Annotated in this window: 25 protein-coding genes; 16 read left to right on the top strand and 9 right to left on the bottom strand. The window is 68.5% G+C overall.

All coding sequences use genetic code 11. The features are described 5' to 3' along the window. Window positions 1-526: MBL fold metallo-hydrolase (locus A5698_RS12265; protein WP_068296954.1), on the bottom strand; the 526-nt coding region annotated here is incomplete at its 3' end. A gap of 64 nt (window positions 527-590) precedes the next feature. Between A5698_RS12265 and A5698_RS12260 the strand changes: the two genes are divergently transcribed. Genes A5698_RS12260 through purQ form a run of 3 tightly spaced genes read left to right on the top strand, consistent with a single transcriptional unit; the run spans window position 591 to window position 2,199 of the window. Further along, window positions 591-1,250, top strand: coding sequence for an ATPase (locus A5698_RS12260; RefSeq protein ID WP_353651818.1), 660 nt, complete (start codon window positions 591-593; stop codon window positions 1,248-1,250). A 35-nt stretch (window positions 1,251-1,285) separates the two neighbouring features. Further along, complete coding sequence (purS, locus tag A5698_RS12255) at window positions 1,286-1,525, top strand: phosphoribosylformylglycinamidine synthase subunit PurS (RefSeq protein ID WP_067288256.1); 240 nt, start codon at window positions 1,286-1,288, stop codon at window positions 1,523-1,525. Beyond that, the gene (gene purQ / locus A5698_RS12250; RefSeq protein ID WP_068296947.1) at window positions 1,522-2,199 is read left to right on the top strand and encodes a phosphoribosylformylglycinamidine synthase subunit PurQ; all 678 of its coding nucleotides are present in this window, start codon (window positions 1,522-1,524) and stop codon (window positions 2,197-2,199) included. Before purS ends, purQ begins: the two co-directional genes overlap by 4 nt. Before the next feature lie 26 nt (window positions 2,200-2,225). Here the strand turns inward: purQ and A5698_RS12245 are convergent, their stop codons facing one another. Together A5698_RS12245 and A5698_RS12240 are read right to left on the bottom strand one after the other, a co-directional pair. Next, on the bottom strand, window positions 2,226-3,023 hold the full coding sequence (locus A5698_RS12245) for a family 1 encapsulin nanocompartment shell protein (protein ID WP_068296944.1): 798 nt from the start codon (window positions 3,021-3,023) through the stop codon (window positions 2,226-2,228). Further along, window positions 3,023-4,057, bottom strand: coding sequence for a Dyp-type peroxidase (locus A5698_RS12240; protein ID WP_068296942.1), 1,035 nt, complete (start codon window positions 4,055-4,057; stop codon window positions 3,023-3,025). Before A5698_RS12240 ends, A5698_RS12245 begins: the two co-directional genes overlap by 1 nt. A 50-nt stretch (window positions 4,058-4,107) precedes the next feature. On the opposite strand from A5698_RS12240, the gene A5698_RS12235 reads away from it, so the two are divergent. Genes A5698_RS12235 through A5698_RS12200 form a run of 8 tightly spaced genes read left to right on the top strand, consistent with a single transcriptional unit; the run spans window position 4,108 to window position 13,575 of the window. Continuing rightward, window positions 4,108-5,367 (top strand): M18 family aminopeptidase, encoded by a 1,260-nt coding sequence (locus A5698_RS12235; protein ID WP_068296938.1) that lies wholly within the window; start codon window positions 4,108-4,110, stop codon window positions 5,365-5,367. Between the two features lie 15 nt (window positions 5,368-5,382). Further along, complete coding sequence (locus A5698_RS12230; protein WP_067080777.1) at window positions 5,383-5,739, top strand: VOC family protein; 357 nt, start codon at window positions 5,383-5,385, stop codon at window positions 5,737-5,739. Between the two features lie 54 nt (window positions 5,740-5,793). After that, window positions 5,794-6,990, top strand: a complete 1,197-nt coding sequence (locus A5698_RS12225; RefSeq protein WP_068296935.1) for a cation:proton antiporter domain-containing protein — start codon at window positions 5,794-5,796, stop codon at window positions 6,988-6,990. Between the two features lie 29 nt (window positions 6,991-7,019). Beyond that, entirely contained in the window at window positions 7,020-8,099 is a 1,080-nt protein-coding gene (locus A5698_RS12220) for a serine hydrolase domain-containing protein (RefSeq protein WP_068296932.1), read from the top strand. A 46-nt stretch (window positions 8,100-8,145) separates the two neighbouring features. Then, window positions 8,146-10,443 (top strand): phosphoribosylformylglycinamidine synthase subunit PurL, encoded by a 2,298-nt coding sequence (purL, locus tag A5698_RS12215; RefSeq protein WP_068296930.1) that lies wholly within the window; start codon window positions 8,146-8,148, stop codon window positions 10,441-10,443. After that, entirely contained in the window at window positions 10,440-12,164 is a 1,725-nt protein-coding gene (locus A5698_RS12210) for an alpha/beta hydrolase (protein ID WP_068296927.1), read from the top strand. The genes purL and A5698_RS12210 overlap by 4 nt, the downstream gene beginning before the upstream one ends. After that, window positions 12,164-12,787: an Rv0804 family intramembrane glutamic endopeptidase gene (locus tag A5698_RS12205; protein WP_068296923.1), complete on the top strand. Its 624-nt coding sequence runs from the start codon at window positions 12,164-12,166 to the stop codon at window positions 12,785-12,787. Before A5698_RS12210 ends, A5698_RS12205 begins: the two co-directional genes overlap by 1 nt. Further along, on the top strand, window positions 12,784-13,575 hold the full coding sequence (locus A5698_RS12200; protein ID WP_068296920.1) for an SDR family NAD(P)-dependent oxidoreductase: 792 nt from the start codon (window positions 12,784-12,786) through the stop codon (window positions 13,573-13,575). The genes A5698_RS12205 and A5698_RS12200 overlap by 4 nt, the downstream gene beginning before the upstream one ends. A gap of 5 nt (window positions 13,576-13,580) precedes the next feature. On the opposite strand, the gene A5698_RS12195 is transcribed toward A5698_RS12200, so the two are convergent. Next, the gene (locus tag A5698_RS12195; RefSeq protein WP_068296917.1) at window positions 13,581-14,789 is read right to left on the bottom strand and encodes an MCE family protein; all 1,209 of its coding nucleotides are present in this window, start codon (window positions 14,787-14,789) and stop codon (window positions 13,581-13,583) included. A gap of 16 nt (window positions 14,790-14,805) precedes the next feature. Between A5698_RS12195 and A5698_RS12190 the strand changes: the two genes are divergently transcribed. After that, window positions 14,806-15,246, top strand: coding sequence for a sterol carrier family protein (locus A5698_RS12190; protein WP_068296914.1), 441 nt, complete (start codon window positions 14,806-14,808; stop codon window positions 15,244-15,246). Here the strand turns inward: A5698_RS12190 and A5698_RS12185 are convergent. Then, entirely contained in the window at window positions 15,212-15,547 is a 336-nt protein-coding gene (locus A5698_RS12185; protein WP_156670722.1) for a hypothetical protein, read from the bottom strand. The two genes, A5698_RS12190 and A5698_RS12185, sit on opposite strands and share 35 nt — an antisense overlap. Before the next feature lie 30 nt (window positions 15,548-15,577). Between A5698_RS12185 and purF the strand changes: the two genes are divergently transcribed. Continuing rightward, the gene (gene purF, locus A5698_RS12180) at window positions 15,578-17,101 is read left to right on the top strand and encodes an amidophosphoribosyltransferase (protein WP_067288316.1); all 1,524 of its coding nucleotides are present in this window, start codon (window positions 15,578-15,580) and stop codon (window positions 17,099-17,101) included. Here purF and A5698_RS12175 read toward each other — a convergent pair whose 3' ends face one another. Together A5698_RS12175 and A5698_RS12170 are read right to left on the bottom strand one after the other, a co-directional pair. Next, the gene (locus A5698_RS12175) at window positions 17,102-18,058 is read right to left on the bottom strand and encodes an NAD(P)H-binding protein (protein WP_068296908.1); all 957 of its coding nucleotides are present in this window, start codon (window positions 18,056-18,058) and stop codon (window positions 17,102-17,104) included. Between the two features lie 25 nt (window positions 18,059-18,083). Next, on the bottom strand, window positions 18,084-18,527 hold the full coding sequence (locus A5698_RS12170) for a cupin domain-containing protein (protein WP_068296905.1): 444 nt from the start codon (window positions 18,525-18,527) through the stop codon (window positions 18,084-18,086). Between the two features lie 107 nt (window positions 18,528-18,634). Between A5698_RS12170 and purM the strand changes: the two genes are divergently transcribed. Then, window positions 18,635-19,708, top strand: coding sequence for a phosphoribosylformylglycinamidine cyclo-ligase (purM, locus tag A5698_RS12165; protein WP_067288326.1), 1,074 nt, complete (start codon window positions 18,635-18,637; stop codon window positions 19,706-19,708). Window positions 19,709-19,711: 3 nt separating this feature from the next. On the opposite strand, the gene A5698_RS12160 is transcribed toward purM, so the two are convergent. Next, a complete protein-coding gene (locus A5698_RS12160; RefSeq protein WP_067288331.1) occupies window positions 19,712-19,891 on the bottom strand; it encodes a DUF3073 domain-containing protein in 180 nt (59 codons plus the stop codon). A gap of 126 nt (window positions 19,892-20,017) precedes the next feature. After that, on the bottom strand, window positions 20,018-21,082 hold the full coding sequence (gene ygfZ, locus A5698_RS12155) for a CAF17-like 4Fe-4S cluster assembly/insertion protein YgfZ (protein WP_068296899.1): 1,065 nt from the start codon (window positions 21,080-21,082) through the stop codon (window positions 20,018-20,020). A 52-nt stretch (window positions 21,083-21,134) separates the two neighbouring features. Between ygfZ and A5698_RS12150 the strand changes: the two genes are divergently transcribed. Beyond that, window positions 21,135-22,022, top strand: coding sequence for an aminodeoxychorismate lyase (locus tag A5698_RS12150; RefSeq protein ID WP_068296897.1), 888 nt, complete (start codon window positions 21,135-21,137; stop codon window positions 22,020-22,022). 345 nt (window positions 22,023-22,367) lie between these two features. After that, window positions 22,368-23,213: an ABC transporter substrate-binding protein gene (locus A5698_RS12145; protein ID WP_084792418.1), complete on the top strand. Its 846-nt coding sequence runs from the start codon at window positions 22,368-22,370 to the stop codon at window positions 23,211-23,213. The last annotated feature ends 78 nt before the right edge of the window (window positions 23,214-23,291 follow it).

Raw genomic sequence — 23,291 nt, 5'->3', positions numbered from 1 at the left:
TCGGCGCCACCGCGCGCAGGTAGTCCACGGCCTCGGAGATCTTCATCCAGGGCGCGGCGGCGGGTGTGGCGAGCACGTCCACGGGTTCGCCGGGCGCGAACAGTGCGTCGCCGGGATGCATCAGCCGGGCTCGATGGGTGCCGTCGTCGACGAGGTAGGAGATGTTGTCGATGACCGGGATCTCCGGGTGGATGACGGCGTGCTTGCCGCCGACGCCGCGCACGGTCAGGTGATCGATGGTGAGGACATCGCCGACGTTGACCGCCCGCCACGGCTCACCCAGCTGTGCGGCGGTCTGCGGGTCGGCGTAGAGGGCGGCCTGCGGGTTGGCCTCGAGCAGGGCCGGCAGCCGGTCGGTGTCGGCGTGGTCGGGGTGCTGATGGGTGATCAGGATCGCCGACAGGCCGGTGATGCCCTCGAATCCGTGCGAAAAAACACCCGGGTCGAACAGGATTGTCGCTTCACCACCGGATTTGCCCTTGAAATTGGCCAGTAAGCAGGAATGTCCGAAATGGGTCAATTGCATGCCTATATTGTGGCGGCGCAGGCCGTCTTCAGGGGGTACTTGAGTCGTGCGATTGGTGCTTGCGGTGGCCCTCGCGACGTTCGGCCTGGCGTTGACCGCCGGCCCCGGACCCGCCCCGACGTCGGGGGCGGTGCCGGGCGTGTGCCCGCCGATCTGCGACGCGATTCCCGACGTCGCGTGGCCGCAATCCGACGCGCTTCCCCTGTTTCCGGTGTACCGCTGGCCGGGGCTGGCGGGCCTGGCCGTCAACGCGCCGGCGCCGCGGTTCATGTTCGAGGAGCTCTGCGCCAGCCCGCCGGTGCCGGGCGACCCGCGCGACTACGTGGTGGCATCGCGTGCGCAGATCAACCATCCCGCTGGTCAATGGCAGTTGCGGGCGCAAGTGCTGCACTGGCGCGGCGATGTCGCGTACAACGGCCCGCTCACAACATCGGTGCTCGATTCGGCGCAGACTCGTCTGCGAACGTGTCAGCTGACAGCCCCGCTGGTGTCGCCGTCGATCACCACGGCCGAACCCGAGCGGGTGGCGGCGGTGATCAGCGTCGCCGGGCAGAAGGTGGTGCGTCAGTACCTGCTGGCCCACCCGACCAGCGGCAGCATCGTCGAGCTTGCGCTGTGGTCGACGCTGCCTCTGCAGGTGCCCTGGCCCGCAGTGTTGGACGCGCAGGTTCTCGATGCGTTGGCGAGCCCGTTGTGCGAGGCCTACCTCGGTTCGTGCCGGTGAGTCGCGTGCGCTTCAACCGCCGGTACAGTTGACGCGTGGCAAGGGTGGTGGTGCACGTGATGCCCAAGGCGGAGATCCTCGATCCGCAGGGGCAGGCGATCGTCGGCGCGTTGGGCCGTCTGGGCTTCAACGGCGTCTCAGATGTCCGGCAGGGCAAGCGTTTTGAGCTCGAGGTCGATGACAGCATCGACGACGCCACCCTGGCCGAGATCGCGGAGTCGCTGCTGGCGAACACCGTGATCGAGGACTGGTCGGTGAGTAGGGAGCAACCATGACCGCTCGTGTGGGCGTCATCACATTTCCGGGCACGCTCGACGATGTCGATGCCGCGCGCGCGGTCCGGCTGGCGGGCGCCGAGGCCGTTCCGCTGTGGCACGCCGACGCCGACCTGAAGAACGTCGACGCCGTCGTGGTGCCCGGCGGCTTTTCCTACGGCGACTACCTGCGGGCCGGCGCGATCGCCAAGTTCGCGCCGGTGATGGGTGAGGTCGTCCGCGGGGCCGAGCGCGGTATGCCGGTGTTGGGCATTTGCAACGGTTTTCAGGTGCTGTGCGAGGCCGGTCTGTTGCCGGGTGCGTTGACCCGCAACGCCGGGTTGCATTTCGTGTGCCGCGACATCTGGCTGGAGGTGGCGTCGAACACCTCGGCGTGGACGACGCGCTTCGAGAAGGGCGCCGATCTGCTGATCCCGCTGAAGTCCGGTGAGGGCCGTTATGTCGCCAGCGACCAGGTGCTCGACGAACTCGAGGGTGAAGGCCGGGTGGTGTTCCGCTATCGCGACAACCCCAACGGCTCCCAGCGCAACATCGCGGGCATCAGCTCGGCCAACGGCCGCGTCGTTGGCCTGATGCCGCACCCCGAGCACGCCACGGAGGCGCTCACCGGTCCATCCGACGACGGCCTCGGCCTGTTCTACTCCGCGCTGGACGCGGTGCTGACGCCCGCCTGACCGCGAGGCTCACGCTCCAAGGAGGACTAGGGCGTCAGGGCCACCGAGGCTTCGGCGGTGTAGCACAGGAACGTCAGCGTCTCCTCCAGATACAACTCGACGGAACCCGCATCGTGCGACAGGTAGCCGATCGACACGTCCGTGCCCAGCTGCAGGTCGAAATCGCCGCCACGCGTTGACAATACGAACGCACCGTCGATCGCCGGCGCCCAAATGATCTCGCCGTCGACCAGCCGGTTGAGGTGCTCGCGGATCGGATAGCCGTGTTGGGTGGTCTCGCTGACCTTGGTGTACACATCGGCCGACAGCAGCACCGAGTACGGGCCGTCGACACCGCTGAGCCGCAACTCCGACAGCGCTTGGGAGACGACGTCGGGGATGTCGCGCTCGTCGTCGGGCAGCGCGAGCGCGGTGTTCGAACTGCACGCCCGGATACCTTCGATCGACGCCGCCTCGTATCCCTCGAAGATCGCGCGGTCCTCGGCGAACGCCAGTTTCATCGCGGCGTCCTTGACCGGGTCCCAATCCGAATCCTGCGAACCGCGCTCCACATCGTCGATTGCGGTGCGAGACACCGTGAACGGCACGCGCAACCGGACCAGCGGCTTGGCCTCCCGCAGATGCGCCACCACACCGTCGCCGGGCGGTGTCACGTCGCGCAGATGACCCGTGCTGACCGCGGCGGTGGTGGGCCCGCCGGGCTCGCTGACGTCGACCACGCGCCGACCGGCTATGTGGCGCTTGAACGTTCGTGCCGCCTCGAGCTCGATCTCGGCCCACGCCTCTTGAGTGATCGGTGCCAGATCGCGGTACAGGTTGTTCATCAGCGGGTTCCTTTCAGGTTGCCGATGCCGAGCGAGCCCTCGTACTCGGCGGGAGATGTCACGGTCGCGGTCGGTGCGTCGTCATCGGCGGCGACCGAACCGGGCAGTGGGGGAGGATCATCGAGGAAGTCGACGGTCGGCGTGAAGAACAGGCCACCGGTCAAGGCGGTCGAGAAGTCCAGGATGCGATCGGTGTTCCCGGGCGGATCGCCGATGAACATGTTGTCGAGCATCCGCTCGGTGACCGACGGCGTCCGTGAATAGCCGATGTAATAGGTGCCGAACTCGCCCTTGCCGATCTCGCCGAACGGCATGTTGTGTCGGACGATCTTCAGTTCGTTGCCGTCGTCGTCCTCGATCACGTTGAGCGCGACATGCGAATTGGCCGGCTTGACCGCGTCGTCGAGTTCGATGTCGTCGAGCTTGGTGCGGCCGATTACCCGCTCCTGCTCCTCCACCGACAGCGAGTTCCACGACGGCATGTCGTGCACGTACTTCTGCACGTGCACGTAACAACCGCCCGCGAAATCGGGGTCCTCGTCGCCGATCTGGGTGGCCGAGCGGGCGAGCGGACCGTCCGGATTCTCGGTACCGTCGACGAAACCCATCAGGTCACGGTTGTCGAAGAACCGGAAACCGTGGGTCTCGTCGACGACGGTGATCGCGCCTTCCATGGCCTCGGCCAGTTTGGTGGCCAATTCGAAACACACGTCCATCGATTCGGCGCGGATGTGGAACAGCAGGTCGCCCTCGGTGGCCGGTGCGTGGTGACGATCGCCGCGGATCTCGACGAACGGATGCAGTTCGGCCGGCCGCGGGCCACTGAACAGCCGGTCCCAGGCGTCCGAACCGATCGACGTCACCGCCGACAGCCGCTTGGCCGGATCGCGGAATCCGATGGCCCGCACCAGCCCCGAGATGTCCGGAAGCGCATCGTGCACGGTCGCCTCCCCGCCGTCGGCGATGGTCGCCACCAGGAAGACCGCCGCAGGCGTCAACGGTTCGAGCACCGGTTGCGGTTGGATCTCGGGCACAACAGGACCCTATCGTCAAACGATCTTGAAACACCCGCAAAGATGAAGAGATGGCAGCTAGCCCCCAGAGCCTGTGCGAGTTCATCGACGCGTCCCCGTCGCCGTATCACGCCTGCGAAACGGCGGCGGCCCGCCTGCGCGACGCGGGTTTTCGCGAGCTCTCCGAAGCCGACCCCTGGCCCACCCACGGCGACTTCTACGTCCTGCGAGCCGGATCGCTGATCGCCTGGCGGACGGACCCGGGCCGACGTAACGCGTCGTTCCGCATCGTCGGCGCCCACACAGACAGCCCGAACCTGCGCGTCAAACAGCACCCCGACCGGTTCGTCTCGGGGTGGCGCGTCGTCGCGCTTGCGCCGTACGGCGGTGCGTGGCTGAACTCGTGGCTGGACCGCGACCTCGGCGTCAGCGGGCGGCTGTCTGTGCGTACCGGCAGCGGGCTGGAGCATCGGCTCATCCGGATCGACGAACCGATCCTGCGGGTACCCCAGCTGGCCATCCATCTCGCCGAGGACCGCAAGGCCGTCGAGCTCAATCCGCAGCGCCACGTCAACGCGGTGTGGGGTGCGGGCAGCGGCCCCCGCTCCTTCTCAGACTTCGTCGCCGAGCGTGCCGGGGTGGCTACCGACGACGTGCTGGGCGCCGATCTGATGACGCACGATCTGACACCGTCGCGGCTCGTCGGCGCTGACCGCGACCTGGTCAGCGCGCCCCGGTTGGACAACCAGGCGACCTGCTACGCCGGGCTGGAAGCGTTCCTGGCGGCAGACCCCGGCGCGCACACACCGGTGCTGGTCCTGTTCGACCACGAGGAGGTCGGCTCGCAGTCCGATCACGGCGCGCAGTCGGATCTGCTGCTGACAGTCCTCGAGCGCATCACGCTCAGCGAGGGCGGCGGCCGCGAGGACTTCCTGCGTCGGCTGCCCGGCTCGATGGTGGCCTCCGGCGACATGGCCCACGCCACGCATCCGAACTACCCGGAGCGCCACGAGCCGGGGCACCTCATCGAGGTCAACGCCGGTCCGGTGCTCAAGGTGCAGCCGAACCTGCGATACGCCACCGACGGACGCACAGCCGCCGCGTTCGCGCTGGCGTGCGCGCAGGCCGGAGTGCCGCTGCAGCGCTACGAACACCGCGCCGACCTGCCGTGCGGGTCGACGGTCGGACCGATGACGGCGGCCCGCACCGGGATCCCGACCGTCGACGTGGGCGCACCGCAGCTGGCCATGCATTCGGCTCGCGAGGTGATGGGTGCCGACGACGTCGTCTCGTACGCGGCGGCCTTGACGGCGTTCCTGTCACCGCGCTGATCTAGGGTCGGCGCCATGCCCCTCGCCATGGTGAACGTGACCTTCGACAGCACCGACCCCGACCGGCTCGCCGAGTGGTGGGCCCGCGCCCTTGGTGGGCAGGTAAACCCGTTGGCACCAGGCTTTTTCGTCACCGTCTCCCGTCCCGACGGCGGTCCCGGTCTCGGCTTCCAGAAGGTCGACGACCCCACGCCGGGCAAGAACCGCGTTCACCTCGACTTCGGCTCTCCCGACGCCGAGGCCGAGGTCAAGCGGCTGGTCGAACTCGGCGCCACTGAAACGGGGCGGCACAGCATGGGTGACTTCGGCTGGGTGGTGCTCGCCGACCCGGACGGCAACGAATTCTGCATCGGTTCCGCCGACCATCCCTGACCGATCCGTCCCGTCGCCGGGTAGCGACGCCGATCCGCTGGAAAGATCGCCGGCGTGCTGCTCTCACTGATCGCCGTCTCGGCCGTGCTGGCCGCGTGGGCGCTGGGTGCCAAGCGCTTCGAGCAATGGCGGCTGACCGCGCCGATGGTCCTGGTGCTCGCGGGCATCGCGGTCGGCTTCACCACGCGCGACGGGCTGGCCGATTCGCTGAACACCGAGGTGGCTCAGCACACCGCCGAAATCATCTTGGCGATTTTGCTTTTCGTCGACGCCACCGACATTCGCGGCGGGCTGTTCGGCAGGGATCCGCGCGCCGCGATGCGGCTGCTGTTCATTGCGCTCCCGCTGAGCCTGGCCGCAGCGCTGGCCCTGGGGCTGTGGTTGCTGCCCGAATTGCCCTGGGCGGTGCTGCTGGTCCTCGCGTGTGTGGTGGTGCCGACGGATTTCGCGCCCGCGGCGTCGATTCTGCGCGACGAGCGGGTGCCCGAGCGGGTGCGCGATGTGCTCAACGTCGAAGCCGGCTACAACGACGGCATCATCTCGCCGCTGTTCATCTTCGCCCTGGCCGTGGTGGGCGACCGGTCGCACGCCTCGACACCCATGGAGGCGTTGGCGTCGGCCCTGCCCCAGGCGATCAAGGCCATCCTCGTCGGCCTAGCTGTCGGCGCCGCGCTGGCCCTGCTCACCAACCTCGCCGAGCGCCGCGGCGCGATGACCGACCGCAGCAAGCGGCTGATTCTGGTCGCCGCACCGATGCTCGCCTTCGGGCTGAGCCTGGCGGTGGACGGCAACGGGTTCGTCGCCGCGTTCGTCTGCGGCATCGCGTTCCACTACCTGCGGCGGTCGTCGGCACTGCAGGCCGAACTGGCTTTGGTCGACGACATCGGATACCTGCTCACCATCGTGATGTGGTTCGTCGTCGGCGCCACCGCGGTGCTGGCGCTGACGCTGGGCCTCAGCTGGTGGTTGGTGCTGTACTGCCTGCTGGCGTTGACGGTCGTGCGGCTGGTGCCGGTCGTGATCGCCCTGTTGGGCTCGCCGTTCACCTGGCCGGAGCGGTTGCTGGTCGGCTGGCTCGGCCCGCGGGGCACCACCTCGATCGTCTTCGGTCTCCTGGCATTCAATGTGCTGCTCGGCGAGGCGGAACGGGAGGTGCTGATGGCCGTCGTCATCGTCGTCCTCGGCAGTGTCGTGCTGCACGGCGCCACCGCCCCCGCCGCCGCGCACGCGTTTCGCAGGTCACGGCCCTAAAAGCGGGGGCGCCCTCTAACGTCGTCGTCGTGACCCGACCGGCTCGGGCGGCGACGGCGGCCCTTGCGACCATCCTGGTGATCGGCGGCTGCGCGAACGAAGCACAGAGCGTCGAGGCGGCGACCGAGTCCGACGACCGCGCCGTCCGCAGCCAGACCGTGCTGAACGACGCCGTCGCAGCCGACGCGCCGGGATGCTCCGCGGCGGTGGGTGTCGAGGGTGCCGTGGCCTGGGTGGGCGCGCGAGGGATCGCGGATACCGCCACCGGCGCCGAGATCACGACCGACACCAAATTCGACATCGCCTCGGTATCCAAACAGTTCACCGCCACCGCAATTCTGCTCTTGGCCGACCGTGGCCGGCTCACGCTCGACGATCCGCTGGCGACGCACGTGAGCGGGCTGCCGCCATGGGCGGACACCGTCACCGTCGGGCAGCTGATGCACCAGACCAGCGGCGTCCCCGACTATCTCGGCCTGCTCGAAGACAACGGCTACACAATGAGTGACCGGACGACGAACGCCGACGCCCTTCGGGCACTGTCGACCGTGAGTGAACTGAACTTCTCGCCGGGCACGGCCTTCGAATACTCGAACTCGAACTACCTGTTGCTCGCCGAGATCGTCGAACGGGTGGCGGGACAACCGCTCTCAACGTTCCTGTCCGCGCAGATCTTCTCGCCGCTCGAACTGGACATGATCCTCGATCCCGGTCATCCCGTCCCCGGCGCCGCGGTGCCCTACACCGAGGACGATGGCGCCTACACCCCGACCCTGAGCGCGTGGGAGCAGGTCGGAGACGGTTCGATACAGACCGCACCGAGCCAGCTCGTGCGTTGGGCAGACAACTACCGCACCGGGAAGGTCGGCGGTCGAGAGCTGCTGGGCGCGCAACTCGCCGGGGCGGTCGAGACTCCGGACGGCGACCGGTACGGCGCCGGTATCTACGAATACGCCGACGGCACGCTGGGCCACGACGGCGCCTGGGGCGGGTTCGTCACCGAGTTCCGGATCAGCCGCGATCGGGGGTGGTCGGTGGCGGTGAGCTGCAACACCGATTCGCAGGACCCCGCTTCGATCGCCGATGGCCTCACGCAGGTCTGGAATTAGCCGCCGCCGCCCGCGCGTTTCGCAGGTCACAACCTAGAATGGCCTCGTGACGTCGGAGCTAACCCACACCCTCGACACCGTCGACAGAGCCGCCGCCACTCCCGACCACCCCCAGCCGTTCCGCGAACTCGGCCTCAAGGACGACGAGTACCAGCGGATCCGCGAGATCCTGGGTCGCAGGCCCACCGACGCCGAACTGGCGATGTACTCGGTGATGTGGAGTGAGCACTGCTCGTACAAGTCGTCGAAGGTGCACCTGCGGTACTTCGGCGAGACCACCACCGAGGCGATGCGCAAGACGATGCTGGCCGGCATCGGAGAGAACGCCGGCGTGGTCGACATCGGTGACGGTTGGGCCGCCACCTTCAAGGTCGAGTCGCACAACCACCCGTCCTACATCGAGCCGTATCAGGGCGCCGCGACAGGAGTCGGCGGCATCGTGCGCGACATCATGGCGATGGGGGCGCGCCCGGTGGCGGTGATGGACCAGTTGCGGTTCGGCGCGGCCGACGCGCCCGACACCCGCCGTGTCGTCGACGGGGTGGTGCGCGGCATCGGCGGCTACGGCAATTCTCTGGGACTGCCGAACATCGGCGGCGAGACCGTGTTCGACGCGTCCTACGGCGGCAACCCGTTGGTCAACGCGCTGTGCGTCGGGGTGTTGCGCAAGGAGGATCTGCACCTGGCGTTCGCCTCCGGCACCGGCAACAAGATCATCCTGTTCGGTGCGCGTACCGGTCTGGACGGCATCGGCGGCGTGAGCGTGCTGGCCAGCGAGACGTTCGGCGGCGACGAGGGCGGCTCGGCCGGTCGCAAGAAGCTGCCCAGCGTCCAGGTGGGCGACCCGTTCATGGAGAAGGTGCTCATCGAGTGTTGCCTGGAGCTGTACGCCGCCGACCTGGTCGTCGGCATCCAGGATCTCGGTGGAGCCGGACTTTCCTGTGCCACATCGGAACTCGCTTCCGCGGGTGACGGCGGTATGCGCATCGAGCTGGATGCCGTCCCGTTGCGGGCGGCGAACATGACACCCGCCGAGATCCTGTCGAGCGAGTCGCAGGAGCGCATGTGCGCGGTCGTCACGCCCGAGAACGTCGAGAAGTTCATGGCCGTCTGCCAAAAGTGGGAGGTGCTGGCCACGGTCATCGGCGAGGTGACCGACGGCGACCGGCTCCAGATCACCTGGCACGGCGAGACGGTCGTCGACGTGCCGCCGCGCACCGTCGCCCATGAGGGCCCGGTCTACGAGCGGCCGGTGCAGCGGCCCGAGACGCAGGATGCGCTCAACGCCGACACCTCCGCCACGCTGCCGCGGCCTTCGACGGGCGACGAACTCAAGGCCACTTTGCTTGCGCTGCTTGGCAGCCCGCACCTGTGCAGCCGTGCGTTCATCACCGAACAGTATGACCGCTACGTGCGCGGCAACACAGTGCTGGCCGAGGATGCCGACGGCGGCCTGTTGCGGGTCGACGAGGCCACCGGTCGCGGTATCGCGATCTCCACCGACGCGTCGGGTCGCTACACCGCGCTCGACCCGTACACCGGGGCACAGTTGGCTCTGGCCGAGGCGTATCGCAACGTCGCGGTCACCGGAGCCACACCGGTCGCGGTGACGAATTGCCTGAACTTCGGCTCGCCGGAAGATCCCGGCGTGATGTGGCAGTTCAGCCAGGCCGTGCGCGGTTTGGCCGATGGTGCTGCGGCACTGGGCATTCCGGTCACCGGCGGCAACGTGAGCTTCTACAACCAGACCGGCACCACCGCGATACTGCCGACGCCGGTCGTCGGTGTGCTCGGTGTGATCGACGACGTGCGGCGCCGCATTCCGACCGGATTCGGCGACGAACCCGGCGAGACGTTGATGCTGCTGGGCGAGACCCGCGACGAATTGGACGGATCGGTCTGGGCCCAGGTCACCGCCGACCATCTGGGCGGGCTGCCGCCGAAGGTCGACCTCGCGCGCGAGAAGTTGCTCGCCGAGGTGCTGACCTCCGCATCGCGCGACGGCCTGGTCTCCGCCGCGCACGACCTGTCCGAGGGTGGGCTGATCCAGGCCGTGGTCGAGGCCGCGCTGCGTGGCGAAACCGGTTGCCGCATCGTGCTTCCCGAGGGTCTAGATCCTTTCGTCGCGCTGTTCTCCGAGTCGGCGGGCCGGGTGCTCGTCGCGGTGCCGCGCACCGAGGAGAGCCGCTTCCGCGCCATGTGCGAGGCCCGCGGGCTGCCCGCCGCCCGCATCGGCGTGGTGGACCAGGCCAGCAATGCAGTCGAGGTCCAGGGCCTGTTCACCGTCACTTTGGAGGACCTGCGCAGCACGTCGGAAAGCGTGCTGCCCGGGTTGTTCGGGTGAGTGAGCCGACCCGACAACGACACCCCCTCTACGTCTGGGCGTGGAGCCTGGTCCGCCTCGACTTCGTCGGAATCGCGTTCAGTGCGCTGCTCTTCTGCCTGTCGCTGACCCCGTCGCTGCTGCCACGCGACTGGCTGTTCGCCGGGCTCATCGGCGGCATCAACGCCGCCATCGGCTACGGCATCGGCGTTTTCGTCGCAAAAATGTTGCGCCGCTTTGTGTTACGCCGCCGTGGCTGGTGGCCGCCGTCGAGGCGCGTGCTGTGGACGGCCGAGACCGTGACGGTACTGCTCGCGCTCGCGGCGTGTGTGCTGATGGTGATCCCCGCCGCGGCCTGGCAGCGCCAGGTGTCGGCGGTGATGGGCTTGGAGGGCCCCACCACGCTCGGGTATCTGCGCACGCTGGTGCTCGCGGCGTTCATCGGCGCGGTCTGTGTGGCCACCGCGCGAGTGCTGCTCGACATCATCAAGACGATGGCCCGGTACTTGATCCGGCGGTGGCACCTGCACGACGAGGTGGCGCTGTTCATCGGCACCGCGATCGTCGTGGTGCTCGCCATCACGCTGATCAACGGTGTCCTGGTCCGCGGCTTCCTCGCCGGCGCCAACCGTGTGTTCCAGCCGCAGAACACCACGACCAGGGCCGGCATCGTTCAACCGCTCGAACCCGAAAGATCAGGCAGCCCAGAGTCGTTCGCGGCGTGGGACACGCTGGGCTATCAAGGCCGCAATTTCGTCGCGACCGGTCCGCACGCCAACGAGCTCACCGAAATCAACGGCGCGCCCGCCAAGGAGCCGATCCGGGTCTACGTCGGACTGCAGACCGCCGACACCGATGAGCAGCGAATGGCGGTGCTACTCAGTGAACTCGAGCGCACCGGCGCCTTTGAACGCAAGCTGCTGGTGATCATCCCCACCACCGGCACCGGCTGGGTCAACCCCGTGGCGGCCCGATCGCTGGAGATGATGTACAACGGCGACACCGCACTGGTGGCTTCGCAGTACTCGTTCTTGCCGAGCTGGATTTCCTTCCTGGGCGACCAGCAGAAGTCGATGGAATCCGGACGGATGATGATCGTCGCGGTCCACCAACGCTGGGAACGACTTCCGGAGGACCGGCGGCCCAAACTCGTGCTGTACGGGGAGAGTCTGGGCTCGATGGCAGGCCAGGGCGCCTTCGACTGGCTGCCCGACATCTCCCGCATGGGCTTCTCGTCGGTGCTGTGGGTTGGCCCGCCGAACGCCAGCCCGCTGTGGAGGGCCATCACCGAACGCCGCGATCCGGGAACCCCTGAAGTCGAGCCGCGCTACGACAACGGCCGCACCGTGCGCTTCTCCCAGGGCACCGATCCGCGCGAGATCGCGAAGGTGACCGCCAAGCCATGGGAGGGCACGCGCGTGCTGTTCATGCAGCACCCGTCCGATCCGATCGTGTGGTGGTCGCCCGACCTCCTGTTCACCCGGCCGGACTGGCTACGCGAACCGCCCGGGCGCGACCGCACCGCGTCGATGAGGTGGTACCCGATCGTCACGTTCGGACAGGTGGCCGCCGATATGACGAACGCGAGCTCGGTGCCGGACGGGCACGGCCACAACTACGGCGATCTGGTCCTCGACGGGTGGGCCGCTGTCGCACCTCCGCAAGGCTGGACACCCGAGGACACCGAGCGGATCCGCACCGCCCTGACCAAAACCCAGTCCGAGGACGGACCCGAATACTGATGGCCTGGGCGAGGTTTCGCGCCGTCGCGATCGCGGCCGCCCTGGTCGCGTGGAGCTTCGTCGCGCCGCGGGTGCGGTTTCACCCGGTGTGGAACGCCGCGTTGGGCGCCGTCCTCTACGCGCTCGTTCGTCCCCCACTGGGGCTGCGCCCGCCGGCCCTGTGGTCCGGCCTGCGCTACGGCCTCGCCGCCGCGGCGCCGATCGCGCTCGGAGTGGCCGTCGCGACCGCGATCCCGCCGGTACGACAGGGAATGGCCGCGCGGGACCTGCCCGACCATCCGCTGCGGTGGATGGCGTGCGACATCCCGATCGGCACTGTCTGGCCCGAGGAGGTCGCCTACCGGGCGTTGTTGGGTCACGCCGCCGAGTCCGCGTTTCCGCCCGCCGGCGGACGGCTGCTGCAGTCGGTGGCGTTCGGTCTGTGGCACATCATGGATGCCCGCATCACCTGCAACCCCGTGTTGGGCACGGTCGTGTTCACCGGTGTAGCGGGGTGGATGTTCGGGTGGCTGCACGCGCGGTCGGGCAGCCTGATCGCACCGATGCTGGCGCACCTGGCCGCCAACGAAGCGGCGGCATTAGCGGCCCTGACCGTTCAGCGGCGCATAGAGTCCCGAGCATGAGCACATCCGGACGCGCCCAGTCGCAAACTTTCGTCGTGACCGGTGCGGCATCGGGCATCGGCCTGGCCACCGCGCAGCGGCTGCTCGCCGAGGGGGGCACCGTGATCGGTGCGGACGTGGCCGAGCCACACGAAAACCCGGGCGACGGTTTCGATTTCGTCCGTACCGACGTCACCGACGAGGCCGCGGTGAATTCGCTGTTCGCCGCCGTGAGCGGGCGCCTCGACGGTGTCGTGCACGCCGCGGGCGTGGCGGGCGGCGGGCCGGTGCACCTGCTCGACCGCGCCGAGTGGGACCGCGTCATCGGGGTCAATCTCACCGGGACGTTCCTGGTGGCCAAGGCCGCGCTGGCCAAGATGATCGAGCAGCCGCGGGTGGACGGTGAACGCGGGTCGATCGTCACCCTGGCCAGCATCGAGGGGTTGGAGGGCACGGCGGGAGGCAGCAGCTACAACGCGGCCAAGGGCGGCGTCGTACTGCTGACCAAGAACATCGCACTCGACTACGGCCCCAGCGGTATCCGGGCGAACGCCATCTGCCCCGGCTTCGTCGACACCCCGATGCTGCACAGCGTGATGGGTCTCGAGGGCATGGAAGGGCCGCTGCAGTCGATCACCGAGGAGCATGCGCTGCAGCGCCGCGGCAGGCCGGACGAGATCGCCTCGGTGGCAGCGTTTCTCGTATCACCCGATGCGTCGTTCGTGACCGGCCAGGCGATCGCGGTCGACGGCGGCTACACCGCCGGACGCGACCACGGCGTGGTGAGGCTTTTCGGCTTCCCCCACTGACGTCCTCACGGGTTGATCGTGAGCTCGCCGATCTGGCGGCCCCACACGTACTCGATGAACAGCGGCTGGCCGAATTCGAGGTGGTTGTACGGGGCGATGCTGGCGCCGGTGTCCATCACCAGATACGGCGTCGGATACAGGTCGCGGGTGATGTCCTGCCAGCACCCCGGTCGGCCCTCCGGCCCACCCTTGGCGTTGACCCGCGGCAGGTTGTCGGGGTAGATGTACGGATTGCCCGCGCCGGCCAGGATGCCGCCACCGCCGGTCAGCGAGAACCCGTTGCCGCCCAACGTCTTCGCGACCTTGGGCTGCACCTCGGCGTACTTGCGGATCGAGCAGAGGATCGCAGGGCTGTGGTAATCCAGAAGCTCCGAGGTCGGCACCAGGTCGGCGGCGCCGCGCACGAGATATGGTCCGGCGCGTTCGAAGGTATCGGCCGCCACGTCGGCGAAGCCGAGCGCCGCGATGAGGGCGGCGTCGAGTTCGGCCTGGTGTTCGTTGAGTGTGCGCGCCGACGTCACCGCGTCGCGCAAGCCGTCGAACAGGTTGCCAGAGGCCTCGGCGTACACCTCGGTGAGATCGGCCAGCAGGCGGGTGTCCCTACGCAGCGACTGCATGCGCGGGTTGAGATCGTCGAGGATTCGGTTGCCGTTGACGAGCGACTCGCCGAAGGCGTCGCCACCCACGCCGTTGAGCGCTGCGGCCGTCGCCGCCAACGTCTGGTTCAACTTGATCGGGTCGACCTTCTCGGCGAGCGCGAGGACCGTCTCGAAGACTGTGTTGAACTCCGTCGTCACCGCCGATGCCTCGATCACATCACCCGGCGATATATGGTGTGGCGAAGCGTCTTTGGGTGACTCGAGCGAGATGTACTTGTTGCCGAACACTGTGGTGGCCCGAATCTCGGCCGTCACGTTCGCCGGAATGCGTTCCAGGTAGCGAGGATTGACGTCCAACGACAGCTGCGCCTGCTGACCGTCGGCGCTGTCGACGTGGGTGATTGCGCCGACGCGCCCGATCTCCACGCCGTTGTATGTCACCTTCGCTCCCCGCTCGACGACCAGGCCTGCGCGAGGCGACAGCAACAGCAGCTGCGTTTTACGGCTCAGGTCACCGCGGAACTGAAGGTAGAGAAGCGTCGCCGCGACCGTGGCGACGATCAGCAGCACCGCACCGGCCACCTTGTACGGCGGCTTGTTGCGGTCGACAAACACTTTGAGACAGTAGATTATGGCCACCGCTCGAAGGGACCGTACGGCCGATCCGGCGAAGACCCGTGCCGCAGTCGCGAAGCTGGCCGCATGGTTGCGCGACGAGTCTCAGGCTGAACCGTCACGCACCGAAGTCGCTGAAGCGGTTCGGTTGACCGCGCGCACCCTCGCGGCGGTGGCGCCGGGCTCGAGCGTGGAGGTCCGTGTCCCGCCGTTCGTCGCTGTGCAGTGCATCGAGGGCCCGGCTCACCGCCGCGGTAACCCGCCCAACGTCGTGGAAACCGATCCGCGGACGTGGCTGTTGTTGGCCGCCGGGCTGACGACGGTGGCCGACGCCGCAGCGAGCGGAACGCTGGTCCTGTCGGGCTCGCGCGCCGGCGAGATCGGCGACTGGCTGCCGCTCGTCGACCCGGGGTCGACGCCGGTCACCGGAAGTAGGGATAGTCCTGAACCCAGTTGAAGCCACGCGTGCGCAGGGGGAAGACGTTTAGATCCATGCGTTGCAACGACATGGTGACGGCAGAAAGAGGAGAACCCCGGCGAGCACTTCGGCCGAGCCCGTAGAAGAACATCTGGCTGCCGAGGAACATCCGCAGGAACACGAAGAACCAGGCGCTCAGGCGCGGGTAGAACGTTCGGCGTCGGTCGAGGACCGACCACACCGCGGTGTTGCAGGGATGCGGCGACGTCGGCAGCAACGTGTCCCACGACACGCTCCGCGGCTTCGTTCCCGGTCGCCGATACCCGTAGACTCGTGGCATCAGCCGTCCTCCCCCCGGAGCAGCCATATCGTGACCGGCGAACAGACCGATCCAGAACCCCGCGAAGAGTGTGGTGTATTCGGCGTCTGGGCGCCGGGTGAAGAAGTCGCCAAGCTCACCTACTACGGCTTGTACGCTCTGCAGCACCGCGGTCAAGAAGCGGCGGGCATCGCCGTGGCCGACGGTTCGCAGGTGCTGGTCTTCAAAGATCTGGGCCTGGTCAGCCAGGTGTTCGACGAGCAGACGCTGGCCGCGATGGAGGGCCACGTCGCGATCGGGCACTGCCGCTACTCCACCACCGGTTCGACAACCTGGGAGAACGCCCAGCCGGTGTTCCGCAACACCTCGGCCGGTACGGGCGTCGCGCTGGGGCACAACGGCAACCTCGTCAATGCGGCCGAACTCGCGGCCCGCGCGCGGGAGGCCGGACTGCTCGACACCCGCGGGGCTCCCGCGGCGACCACCGACTCCGACATCCTTGGCGCGCTGTTGGCCCACGGTGCAGCCGATTCGACCCTTGAGCAGGCCGCCCTGGAACTGCTGCCCACGGTGCGCGGCGCCTTCTGCCTGACGTGGATGGACGAGAACACCCTGTACGCCGCCCGCGACCCGTACGGGGTGCGGCCGTTGGCGCTGGGGAGGTTGGACCGGGGCTGGGTCGTCGCATCGGAGACCGCGGCGCTCGACATCGTCGGCGCCTCCTTCGTCCGCGACATCGAGCCCGGGGAGCTACTCGCGATCGACGCGGACGGGGTGCGCTCCACCCGCTTCGCCAGCCCCGAGCCCAAAGGCTGCGTCTTCGAATACGTCTATCTGGCACGGCCGGACAGCACGCTGGCGGGCCGATCGGTGCACGCGACCCGCGTTGACATCGGCCGGCGGCTGGCCAGGGAGATGCCGGTCGAGGCCGACCTCGTCATCGGCGTCCCGGAGTCGGGCACACCCGCCGCGGTGGGCTACGCGCAGGAGTCCGGGATCCCCTACGGCCAGGGCCTGATGAAGAACGCCTATGTCGGGCGCACGTTCATCCAGCCGTCGCAGACCATCCGCCAACTCGGCATCCGGCTCAAGCTCAACCCGCTCAAGGAAGTGATCCGCGGTAAGCGCCTCATCGTCGTCGACGATTCAATCGTGCGCGGCAACACCCAGCGCGCGCTGGTCCGGATGCTGCGGGAAGCCGGAGCGGTGGAGGTGCACGTCCGCATCGCATCCCCGCCCGTCAAGTGGCCGTGCTTCTACGGCATCGACTTCGCCACACCGGCGGAGCTCATCGCCAACGCCGTCGACGACGAGGACGAGATGCTCGAGGCGGTGCGCCACGCCATCGGCGCCGACACACTCGGATATATTTCGAAGCAGGGCATGATCGCGGCCACCGAGCAACCCGCGTCGCGCTTGTGCAGCGCCTGCTTCGACGGCAAGTACCCGATCGAGCTGCCGGGCGAATCGGCGTTGGGCAAGAACGTGATCGAGCACATGCTCTCGACCGCCGCCAAGAGCGGTATCCCTCTGCAGTCCGACAACGACAACGTCTCGGCGCTGCGCCGCCCCTGACTACAGACCGACGCGCGCCCAGTGCGGGTCGGTCGGCAACGGACCCCGCTGCAACGCCGTCGCGACCGCGTCGCGGTAATTGGTCACGCCGCCTTCGGGCGGGGCGATGACATCGTCGATGTCGTGGTTGGCCATCACCGCGTCGCATTCCAGCGACTCGACCAGCGGCCGCGCCAGCCCGCCGGGCAGCGGCGTGACCAACCCGATCCACCAGCTCGCGATTGTCGGTGTGAGCCAAGGCAATACGACCATCACGCGGCGGCGCCGCCCCGACACCTCGGCATAGACCTGCATGGCCTCGCCGTACTCCATCACGTCGGGGCCGCCGATGTCCCAGGTGCGCGACGTCGGGACCGTCGCCGTTGCGGCCTCCGCGAGATAGTGCAGAGCGTCGTCGATAGCGATCGGCTGGATCTTGTTGTGCACCCACTTCGGCGTGGTCATCGCCGGGAGGCGGTTGGTCAGGTGGCGGATCATCTCGAACGACGCCGAACCCGCGCCGATCACGATGCCGGCCTGCAGGACCACGGTCTCGATGCCCGACTCGATCAGGATCTCGCCGACGTCGGTGCGCGATTGCAGATGCGGGGAGAGGTCGGCTCCCGACGGGTGCAGCCCGCCCAGATACACCACGCGCTTGACGCCCGCGTCGCGGGCCGCCTCCACGACATTGCGGGCCGAGCGCGCCTCCTCCTCGACGAAGTTCGGCGAGGTGCCCATCGAGTGCACGAGGTAGTAGACGACGTCGATGTCGGCGAACGCCTTGCGCAGCGAGTCGGTGTCGCCGAGATCGCCGCGCGCCACCTCCACGCGGTCGCGCCACGGCACGTCGTCGAGTTTGTCGGGGTTGCGGGCCAGCGCCCGCACGGCGTGCCCGCGGTCGAGCAGTGCGGGCACCAAGCGTCCGCCGATATAGCCGGTCGCTCCCGTCACCAAGCAGCGAATATGGTCAGTCACTCCGCCGGGATCGCCGGTTTCGGCGTCAATCAAACCCGCAACCGGGATCGGGCATGTCCACCGACAGCGGAGTGCCCGCGGGTTTGATGTAGAGCACCCACATCACCAACGGCGTCGGCCCCAGATTGCGGCCGATGTGCACGTTGCCCGGCCCGCTGACCTCGGTGATGGGCGCCCCGGGCGGATAGACGCCGTCGGGCGCGCAGCCCGCCGCCGTGTCGTGGGTCAGCGTGCCCTCGCGGATCAGCCCGTACACCCGGCCGTCGTGATAGTGCCAACCGGTGCTGCCGCCGGGGGCGATGGTGATCTCGCGGGTGACGTAGTCGACCCCGTCGACCGTCGACTCGGCAAGCGTCCCGGCCTGCACCCCGGACGACGGTGTCGCGGACGCGGTGGCCGGGCCGAACACAGCCAGCGCAAGCGCCGCGGACGCGCATATGGCCGTCGCGTTGCGGCGAACTGCTGTCATGAGCGGTCAGGTTGTCACACCGCCGGGGATCGCGCGACATCTGCGCTGCGGTGATACCTCCGAAGGCGGTTACCGCGGCGGGGCGAACACCGGTAGCCTTTACCGCGATGACCGAACGCGCCGAACCTGCCGGCATCTCCTACGCGTCGGCCGGGGTCGACATCGAAGCCGGTGACCGCGCCGTCGAACTCCTCAAACCGCTCGCCGAGAAGGCGACCAGGCCCGAGGTGCGCGGCGGCATCGGCGGCTTTGCCGGGCTGTTCGCGTTGCGCGGCGGCTACCGGGAGCCGGTGCTCGCCTCCTCCACCGACGGGGTCGGTACGAAGCTGGCTGTGGCCCAGGCCATGGACAAGCACGACACGGTGGGGATCGATCTGGTCGCGATGGTCGTCGACGACCTCGTGGTCTGCGGCGCCGAACCGCTGTTCCTGCAGGACTACATCGCCGTCGGCCGCACGGTCCCCGAACGGATCAGCGAACTCGTCGCCGGCATCGCCAACGGATGCCTCCAGGCCGGTTGTGCCCTGCTCGGCGGTGAGACGGCCGAACATCCCGGTCTGATGGCACCCGACCACTACGACATCTCGGCCACCGGCGTCGGTGTGGTGGAGGCCGATGACGTGCTCGGCCCGGATCGGGTCAAACCCGGCGACGTGCTGATCGCGATGGCCTCGACCGGTCTGCACTCCAACGGCTACTCGTTGGCGCGGAAGGTGTTGCTGGAGATCGACCGGATGAACCTGGCCGGCCACGTCGAGGAGTTCGGCCGCACGCTGGGCGAGGAGCTGCTCGAGCCGACCCGCATCTACGCCAAGGACTGCCTGGCGCTGGCGGCCGAGACGCAGGTGCGGACGTTCTGCCACGTCACAGGCGGCGGGCTGGCAGGCAACCTCGAACGCGTGGTCCCGCACGGCCTCGTCGCCGAGATCGACCGCGGCACGTGGACTCCCGCACCCGTGTTCGCGATGATCGGGCAGCGTGGCCGGGTCGAGCGCGCAGAGATGGAGCGGACCTTCAACATGGGTGTCGGCATGGTGGCGGTGGTCGCACCCGAGGACACCGACCGCGCGTTGGCGATCCTGACCGCGCGTCACTTGAACTGCTGGACGCTGGGAACGGTCAAAAAGGGCGGTAAAGACGGCCCACGAGCCAGGCTCGTCGGGCAGCACCCGCGCTTCTAGAGGTCAGCGACGCCAGTCGTCCTCTTCGACCCAATCGTCGGCCACCGCGTCGGTGCCCGCCAGGTCGTTATCGGAAGCGCCCGACAGCTCGCGCTGAAGCCGCTCGAAGTCGGTCTGCGGTGAGCTGTATTTGAGCTCACGAGCAACCTTGGTCTGCTTTGCCTTTGCCCGGCCGCGGCCCATGGGGGGACCCCCTCGCGCAATAACGGAGCGGCCCGATTAGCAGGCGGCTCCGATCTGATCTGTCTTTTATCGTCCTGCCAACACTTTACCGTGCCTGGCTGCGGTCTGCTGCCAGGCCCTCGGCGATCAGCGGGTTCCGCCCCGTAGCCCTTCGACCGCGCGACGCCCGGCACCTGCGACGTCAGGCGGTGGCATCGAATCGACGTCGATGCCCGCGGGCACACCGTCGACGGTCAATTCGGTGTCCGCAGGCAGCCCGCGCTTGAGCAGCGCCAGCGCGATCGGCCCCTCATCGACGTGGTCGACTACGGTGCCGAGGCGGCCGACCATCCGTCCACCGGCGAGCACCTGAGCCCCGGTCGACGGCCGGTCGGTCGAGCCGTCGAGGTGCAGCAGAACCAGCATCCGGGGCGGTTTTCCCAGGTTGTGCACCCGCGCGACCGTCTCCTGACCCCGGTAGCAGCCCTTGTCCAGATGCACGGCGGGGCCGATCCAGCCGACCTCGTGCGGGATCGTCCGCTCATCGGTGTCCACGCCGAGGCGCGGTCGCACCGCGGCCACCCGGTGGGCTTCGTACGCCCAGACCCCGGCGGGCCGCACCCCGGCGTCGGTGAGCCGGCGCAGCCACGACTGCACCTGGTCGCGCGGGACGACGAGGTCGAGTTCGATCCCGTCGGTGTCGAGACGACGCACGAACCCGCCGTCGGGGAGCGCGACCGCGGTCCGTTCGGCCGGTAGCGAACCGATGCCGAGCGCATCGAGCACCGCGGGCTCGCCCAACCGCGGCCCGAGCAGCGACAACACCGCCAGGTCTGCCGGTTCGACCGCGACGTCGGACCAGAACACCATCTTGCGTAAGTAGGCCAGCAGCGGCTCGCCGCGCGAGGGTTCGGTGTCGAGATAGGTGACGTCGCCGAGTTCTGTTTGTACCCAGTGATCTTCGACACGACCCTGCCCGTCGAGGCTGAGATTCTCGGTGACGGCGCCGTCGGGAAGCTCGCTCACGTGCTGGGTGGTGAGGCTGTGCAGCCACGTCTTGCGGTCGGCGCCCGTCAACGTGAGCACGGCGCGATGGGAGCGGTCCACGACGACGGCCTCGTCGGCGGCCGCCCGCTGTTCGCCGAGCGGGTCGCCGTGATGCCAGACGGCTCCGGCGTCGGGTCCGGTGTCGGGGGCGGGCACAGCTGACATACGTCAACTCTACGTTCGGTGTCCGGCGGCCCCGCGGCTACGCTTTGGGCCCATGGCTGGCCAACCCGGCGTCGTGGTGACGCTCGATGGGCAACTGCACGACCCGGCGGCGCCGCTGCTGCATGCCGACGACCTCGCGGCCGTCCGCGGCGACGGTGTCTTCGAGACGCTGTTGATCCGCGACGGGCGGCCATGCCTGCTCGAGGCGCACCTGTCCAGGCTCACGCAGTCCGCGCGGATGGTCGACCTCCCCGACCCCGACCTTTCGCGCTGGCGCTCGGCGGTGTCCGTAGCGGTGGCGCAGTGGACCGCGGCGACGGGAGAGGAAGGCGTGCTGCGGTTGGTCTACAGCCGTGGGCGGGAAAGCGGTTCGCCCCCGACCGCGTTCGCCACGATCGGCGCACTGCCCGGGCGAGTGGGCGAGGTGCGTCGCAACGGCCTTGCGGCACTGACGCTGGCGCGCGGGCTCTCCGCCGACGGCATCGACGCGATGCCGTGGCTGCTGGCAGGTGCGAAGACGTTGTCCTATGCGGTCAACATGGCCGCGCTGCGGCACGCCGAACGAAACGGGGCCGGGGACGTGATCTTCGTCGGCTCCGACGGTTTCATCCTCGAGGGGCCGCGCTCGACGGTAGTGATCGCGGCGGAGTCCGAGCCGGGCGCGGGCGACATCGCGTTCTTCACTCCGCCGCCGTGGTTTCCGATCTTGCGCGGCACCACGCAGCAGGCGCTGTTCGAGGTCGCCAGGGACAAAGGCTACGACTGCGATTACCGAGCGCTACGGCCAGCGGATCTGCTTACCGCGCAGGGTGTTTGGTTGGTGTCGAGCATCACACTGGCTGCGCGGGTGCACACCCTCGACGGGAAGCCGCTGCCGGCGAGCCCGTTGGCGGCCGAGTTCTCCGAACTCGTCGACGCCGCGATCGTCTGTGATCGCTGAACGCTGAATCGCCGACAATTCGGTTGTCGCCTCCTGCGTGCGCGAGTACCGTCGCTCGTACACAGGAGAGGAGGTGGTCCGAGATTTTGAGTGACTTATGGACTTGTGAGGTGGCTGCGAGCTAGCAGCGCCAGGGGAATGAGCTGACGGCTCTTCGCGTCCTGCGCGCGCTGGCGAATTCCCCGCAGTCACCCGGCCCCCGAGCCCCTCGGTTTTGTCCGCCAGGAACACACGGCTCGGGGGCCGCTCCATATCCGGTGGTCGATATCTGATGGTCGAATCGGTAGCGAACCGTTGCACGCCCGGACTGGCGCGTCACCGGTGCGCCGGGCGATGATGCGCCCCATGCGCATCGTCAGGAAGCTCGGCGTGCTGCTGGCCGCCCTCGCGACCGTGACGGCCTGCGCACCCACCGCCGAGCCCTACAGCGCGCCGCGCCCCCAGGACTGCCAGAAGGACAGGTTGGAGACCCTCTACAAAGGCGTGTTCACCTTCGGTACCGATCAGCCGGTGTACCCGCCGTGGTACATGGGCGACAACCCCGCCAGCGGCGAAGGGTTCGAATCCGCGCTCGCCTACGCCATCGCCGATCGGCTCGGTTACGCCCAGAGCGACGTGCGATGGGTGCGGGTGCCGTTCAGCGAGGCCATCGCATCGGGCCCGAAGACGTTCGACGCCAACCTCAACCAGTTCTCCATCACCGAACAGCGCAGGGCCGCCGTCGACTTCACGACGCCCTACTTCGACGTGAACCAGGCCGTCGTCACCGTCAGGAACTCACCCGCGGCGAGGGTGAAGAGCCTGGACGACCTCAAGACGCTACGGCTGGGCGCGCAGGTCGGCAGCACCAGCCACACCGCGGCGTTGGCGGTCGGCGGACGCAAGGCGGTCGAGGTGTACAACACGACCGGCGATGCGAAGCTCGCGCTCAGCACCGGCGAAATCGACGCGCTGGTCGCCGATCTCCCGACGGCGTTCACGGTCGCGAGCGAGCTGCGCAACGGAATGATGGTCGGCCAATTGCCTGCCGCCAGCGACGCCGCGGAGCAGTTCGGTGCGGTGCTCGCCAAGCGCAGCGGGCTGACGGCCTGTGTGTCCTCGGCCGTCGACGCGCTGCGCGATGACGGCACGCTGACGCAGTTGCGCAGCGAGTGGTTGGCCGAGGCCGGCAAGGCCCCGCAGCTGGCTTAGCCGCCTAATGGGAGGCGAACAGCGTGTCCTTGACGGGGATCTTGGTTCTCGAGCGGGACGCTGATCACTGAGCCGCCA

Source organism: Mycobacterium sp. E136, from assembly GCF_001666865.1.
Lineage (GTDB): Bacteria > Actinomycetota > Actinomycetes > Mycobacteriales > Mycobacteriaceae > Mycobacterium.
Note: the sequence above shows the minus strand (reverse complement) of the source record. Positions and strands in the feature narration are given on the sequence as shown.

Coding starts and splice junctions, on each gene's coding strand:
- purQ (WP_068296947.1), top strand. CDS start 1,522: ATGACCGCTCGTGTGGGCGTCATCACATTTCCGGGCACGCTCGACGAT.
- A5698_RS12245 (WP_068296944.1), bottom strand. CDS start 3,023: ATGAACAACCTGTACCGCGATCTGGCACCGATCACTCAAGAGGCGTGG.
- A5698_RS12235 (WP_068296938.1), top strand. CDS start 4,108: ATGGCAGCTAGCCCCCAGAGCCTGTGCGAGTTCATCGACGCGTCCCCG.
- A5698_RS12230 (WP_067080777.1), top strand. CDS start 5,383: ATGCCCCTCGCCATGGTGAACGTGACCTTCGACAGCACCGACCCCGAC.
- A5698_RS12205 (WP_068296923.1), top strand. CDS start 12,164: ATGGCCTGGGCGAGGTTTCGCGCCGTCGCGATCGCGGCCGCCCTGGTC.
- A5698_RS12200 (WP_068296920.1), top strand. CDS start 12,784: ATGAGCACATCCGGACGCGCCCAGTCGCAAACTTTCGTCGTGACCGGT.
- A5698_RS12190 (WP_068296914.1), top strand. CDS start 14,806: ATGGCCACCGCTCGAAGGGACCGTACGGCCGATCCGGCGAAGACCCGT.
- A5698_RS12185 (WP_156670722.1), bottom strand. CDS start 15,547: ATGCCACGAGTCTACGGGTATCGGCGACCGGGAACGAAGCCGCGGAGC.
- A5698_RS12170 (WP_068296905.1), bottom strand. CDS start 18,527: ATGACAGCAGTTCGCCGCAACGCGACGGCCATATGCGCGTCCGCGGCG.
- purM (WP_067288326.1), top strand. CDS start 18,635: ATGACCGAACGCGCCGAACCTGCCGGCATCTCCTACGCGTCGGCCGGG.
- A5698_RS12160 (WP_067288331.1), bottom strand. CDS start 19,891: ATGGGCCGCGGCCGGGCAAAGGCAAAGCAGACCAAGGTTGCTCGTGAG.
- ygfZ (WP_068296899.1), bottom strand. CDS start 21,082: ATGTCAGCTGTGCCCGCCCCCGACACCGGACCCGACGCCGGAGCCGTC.
- A5698_RS12150 (WP_068296897.1), top strand. CDS start 21,135: ATGGCTGGCCAACCCGGCGTCGTGGTGACGCTCGATGGGCAACTGCAC.
- A5698_RS12145 (WP_084792418.1), top strand. CDS start 22,368: ATGCGCATCGTCAGGAAGCTCGGCGTGCTGCTGGCCGCCCTCGCGACC.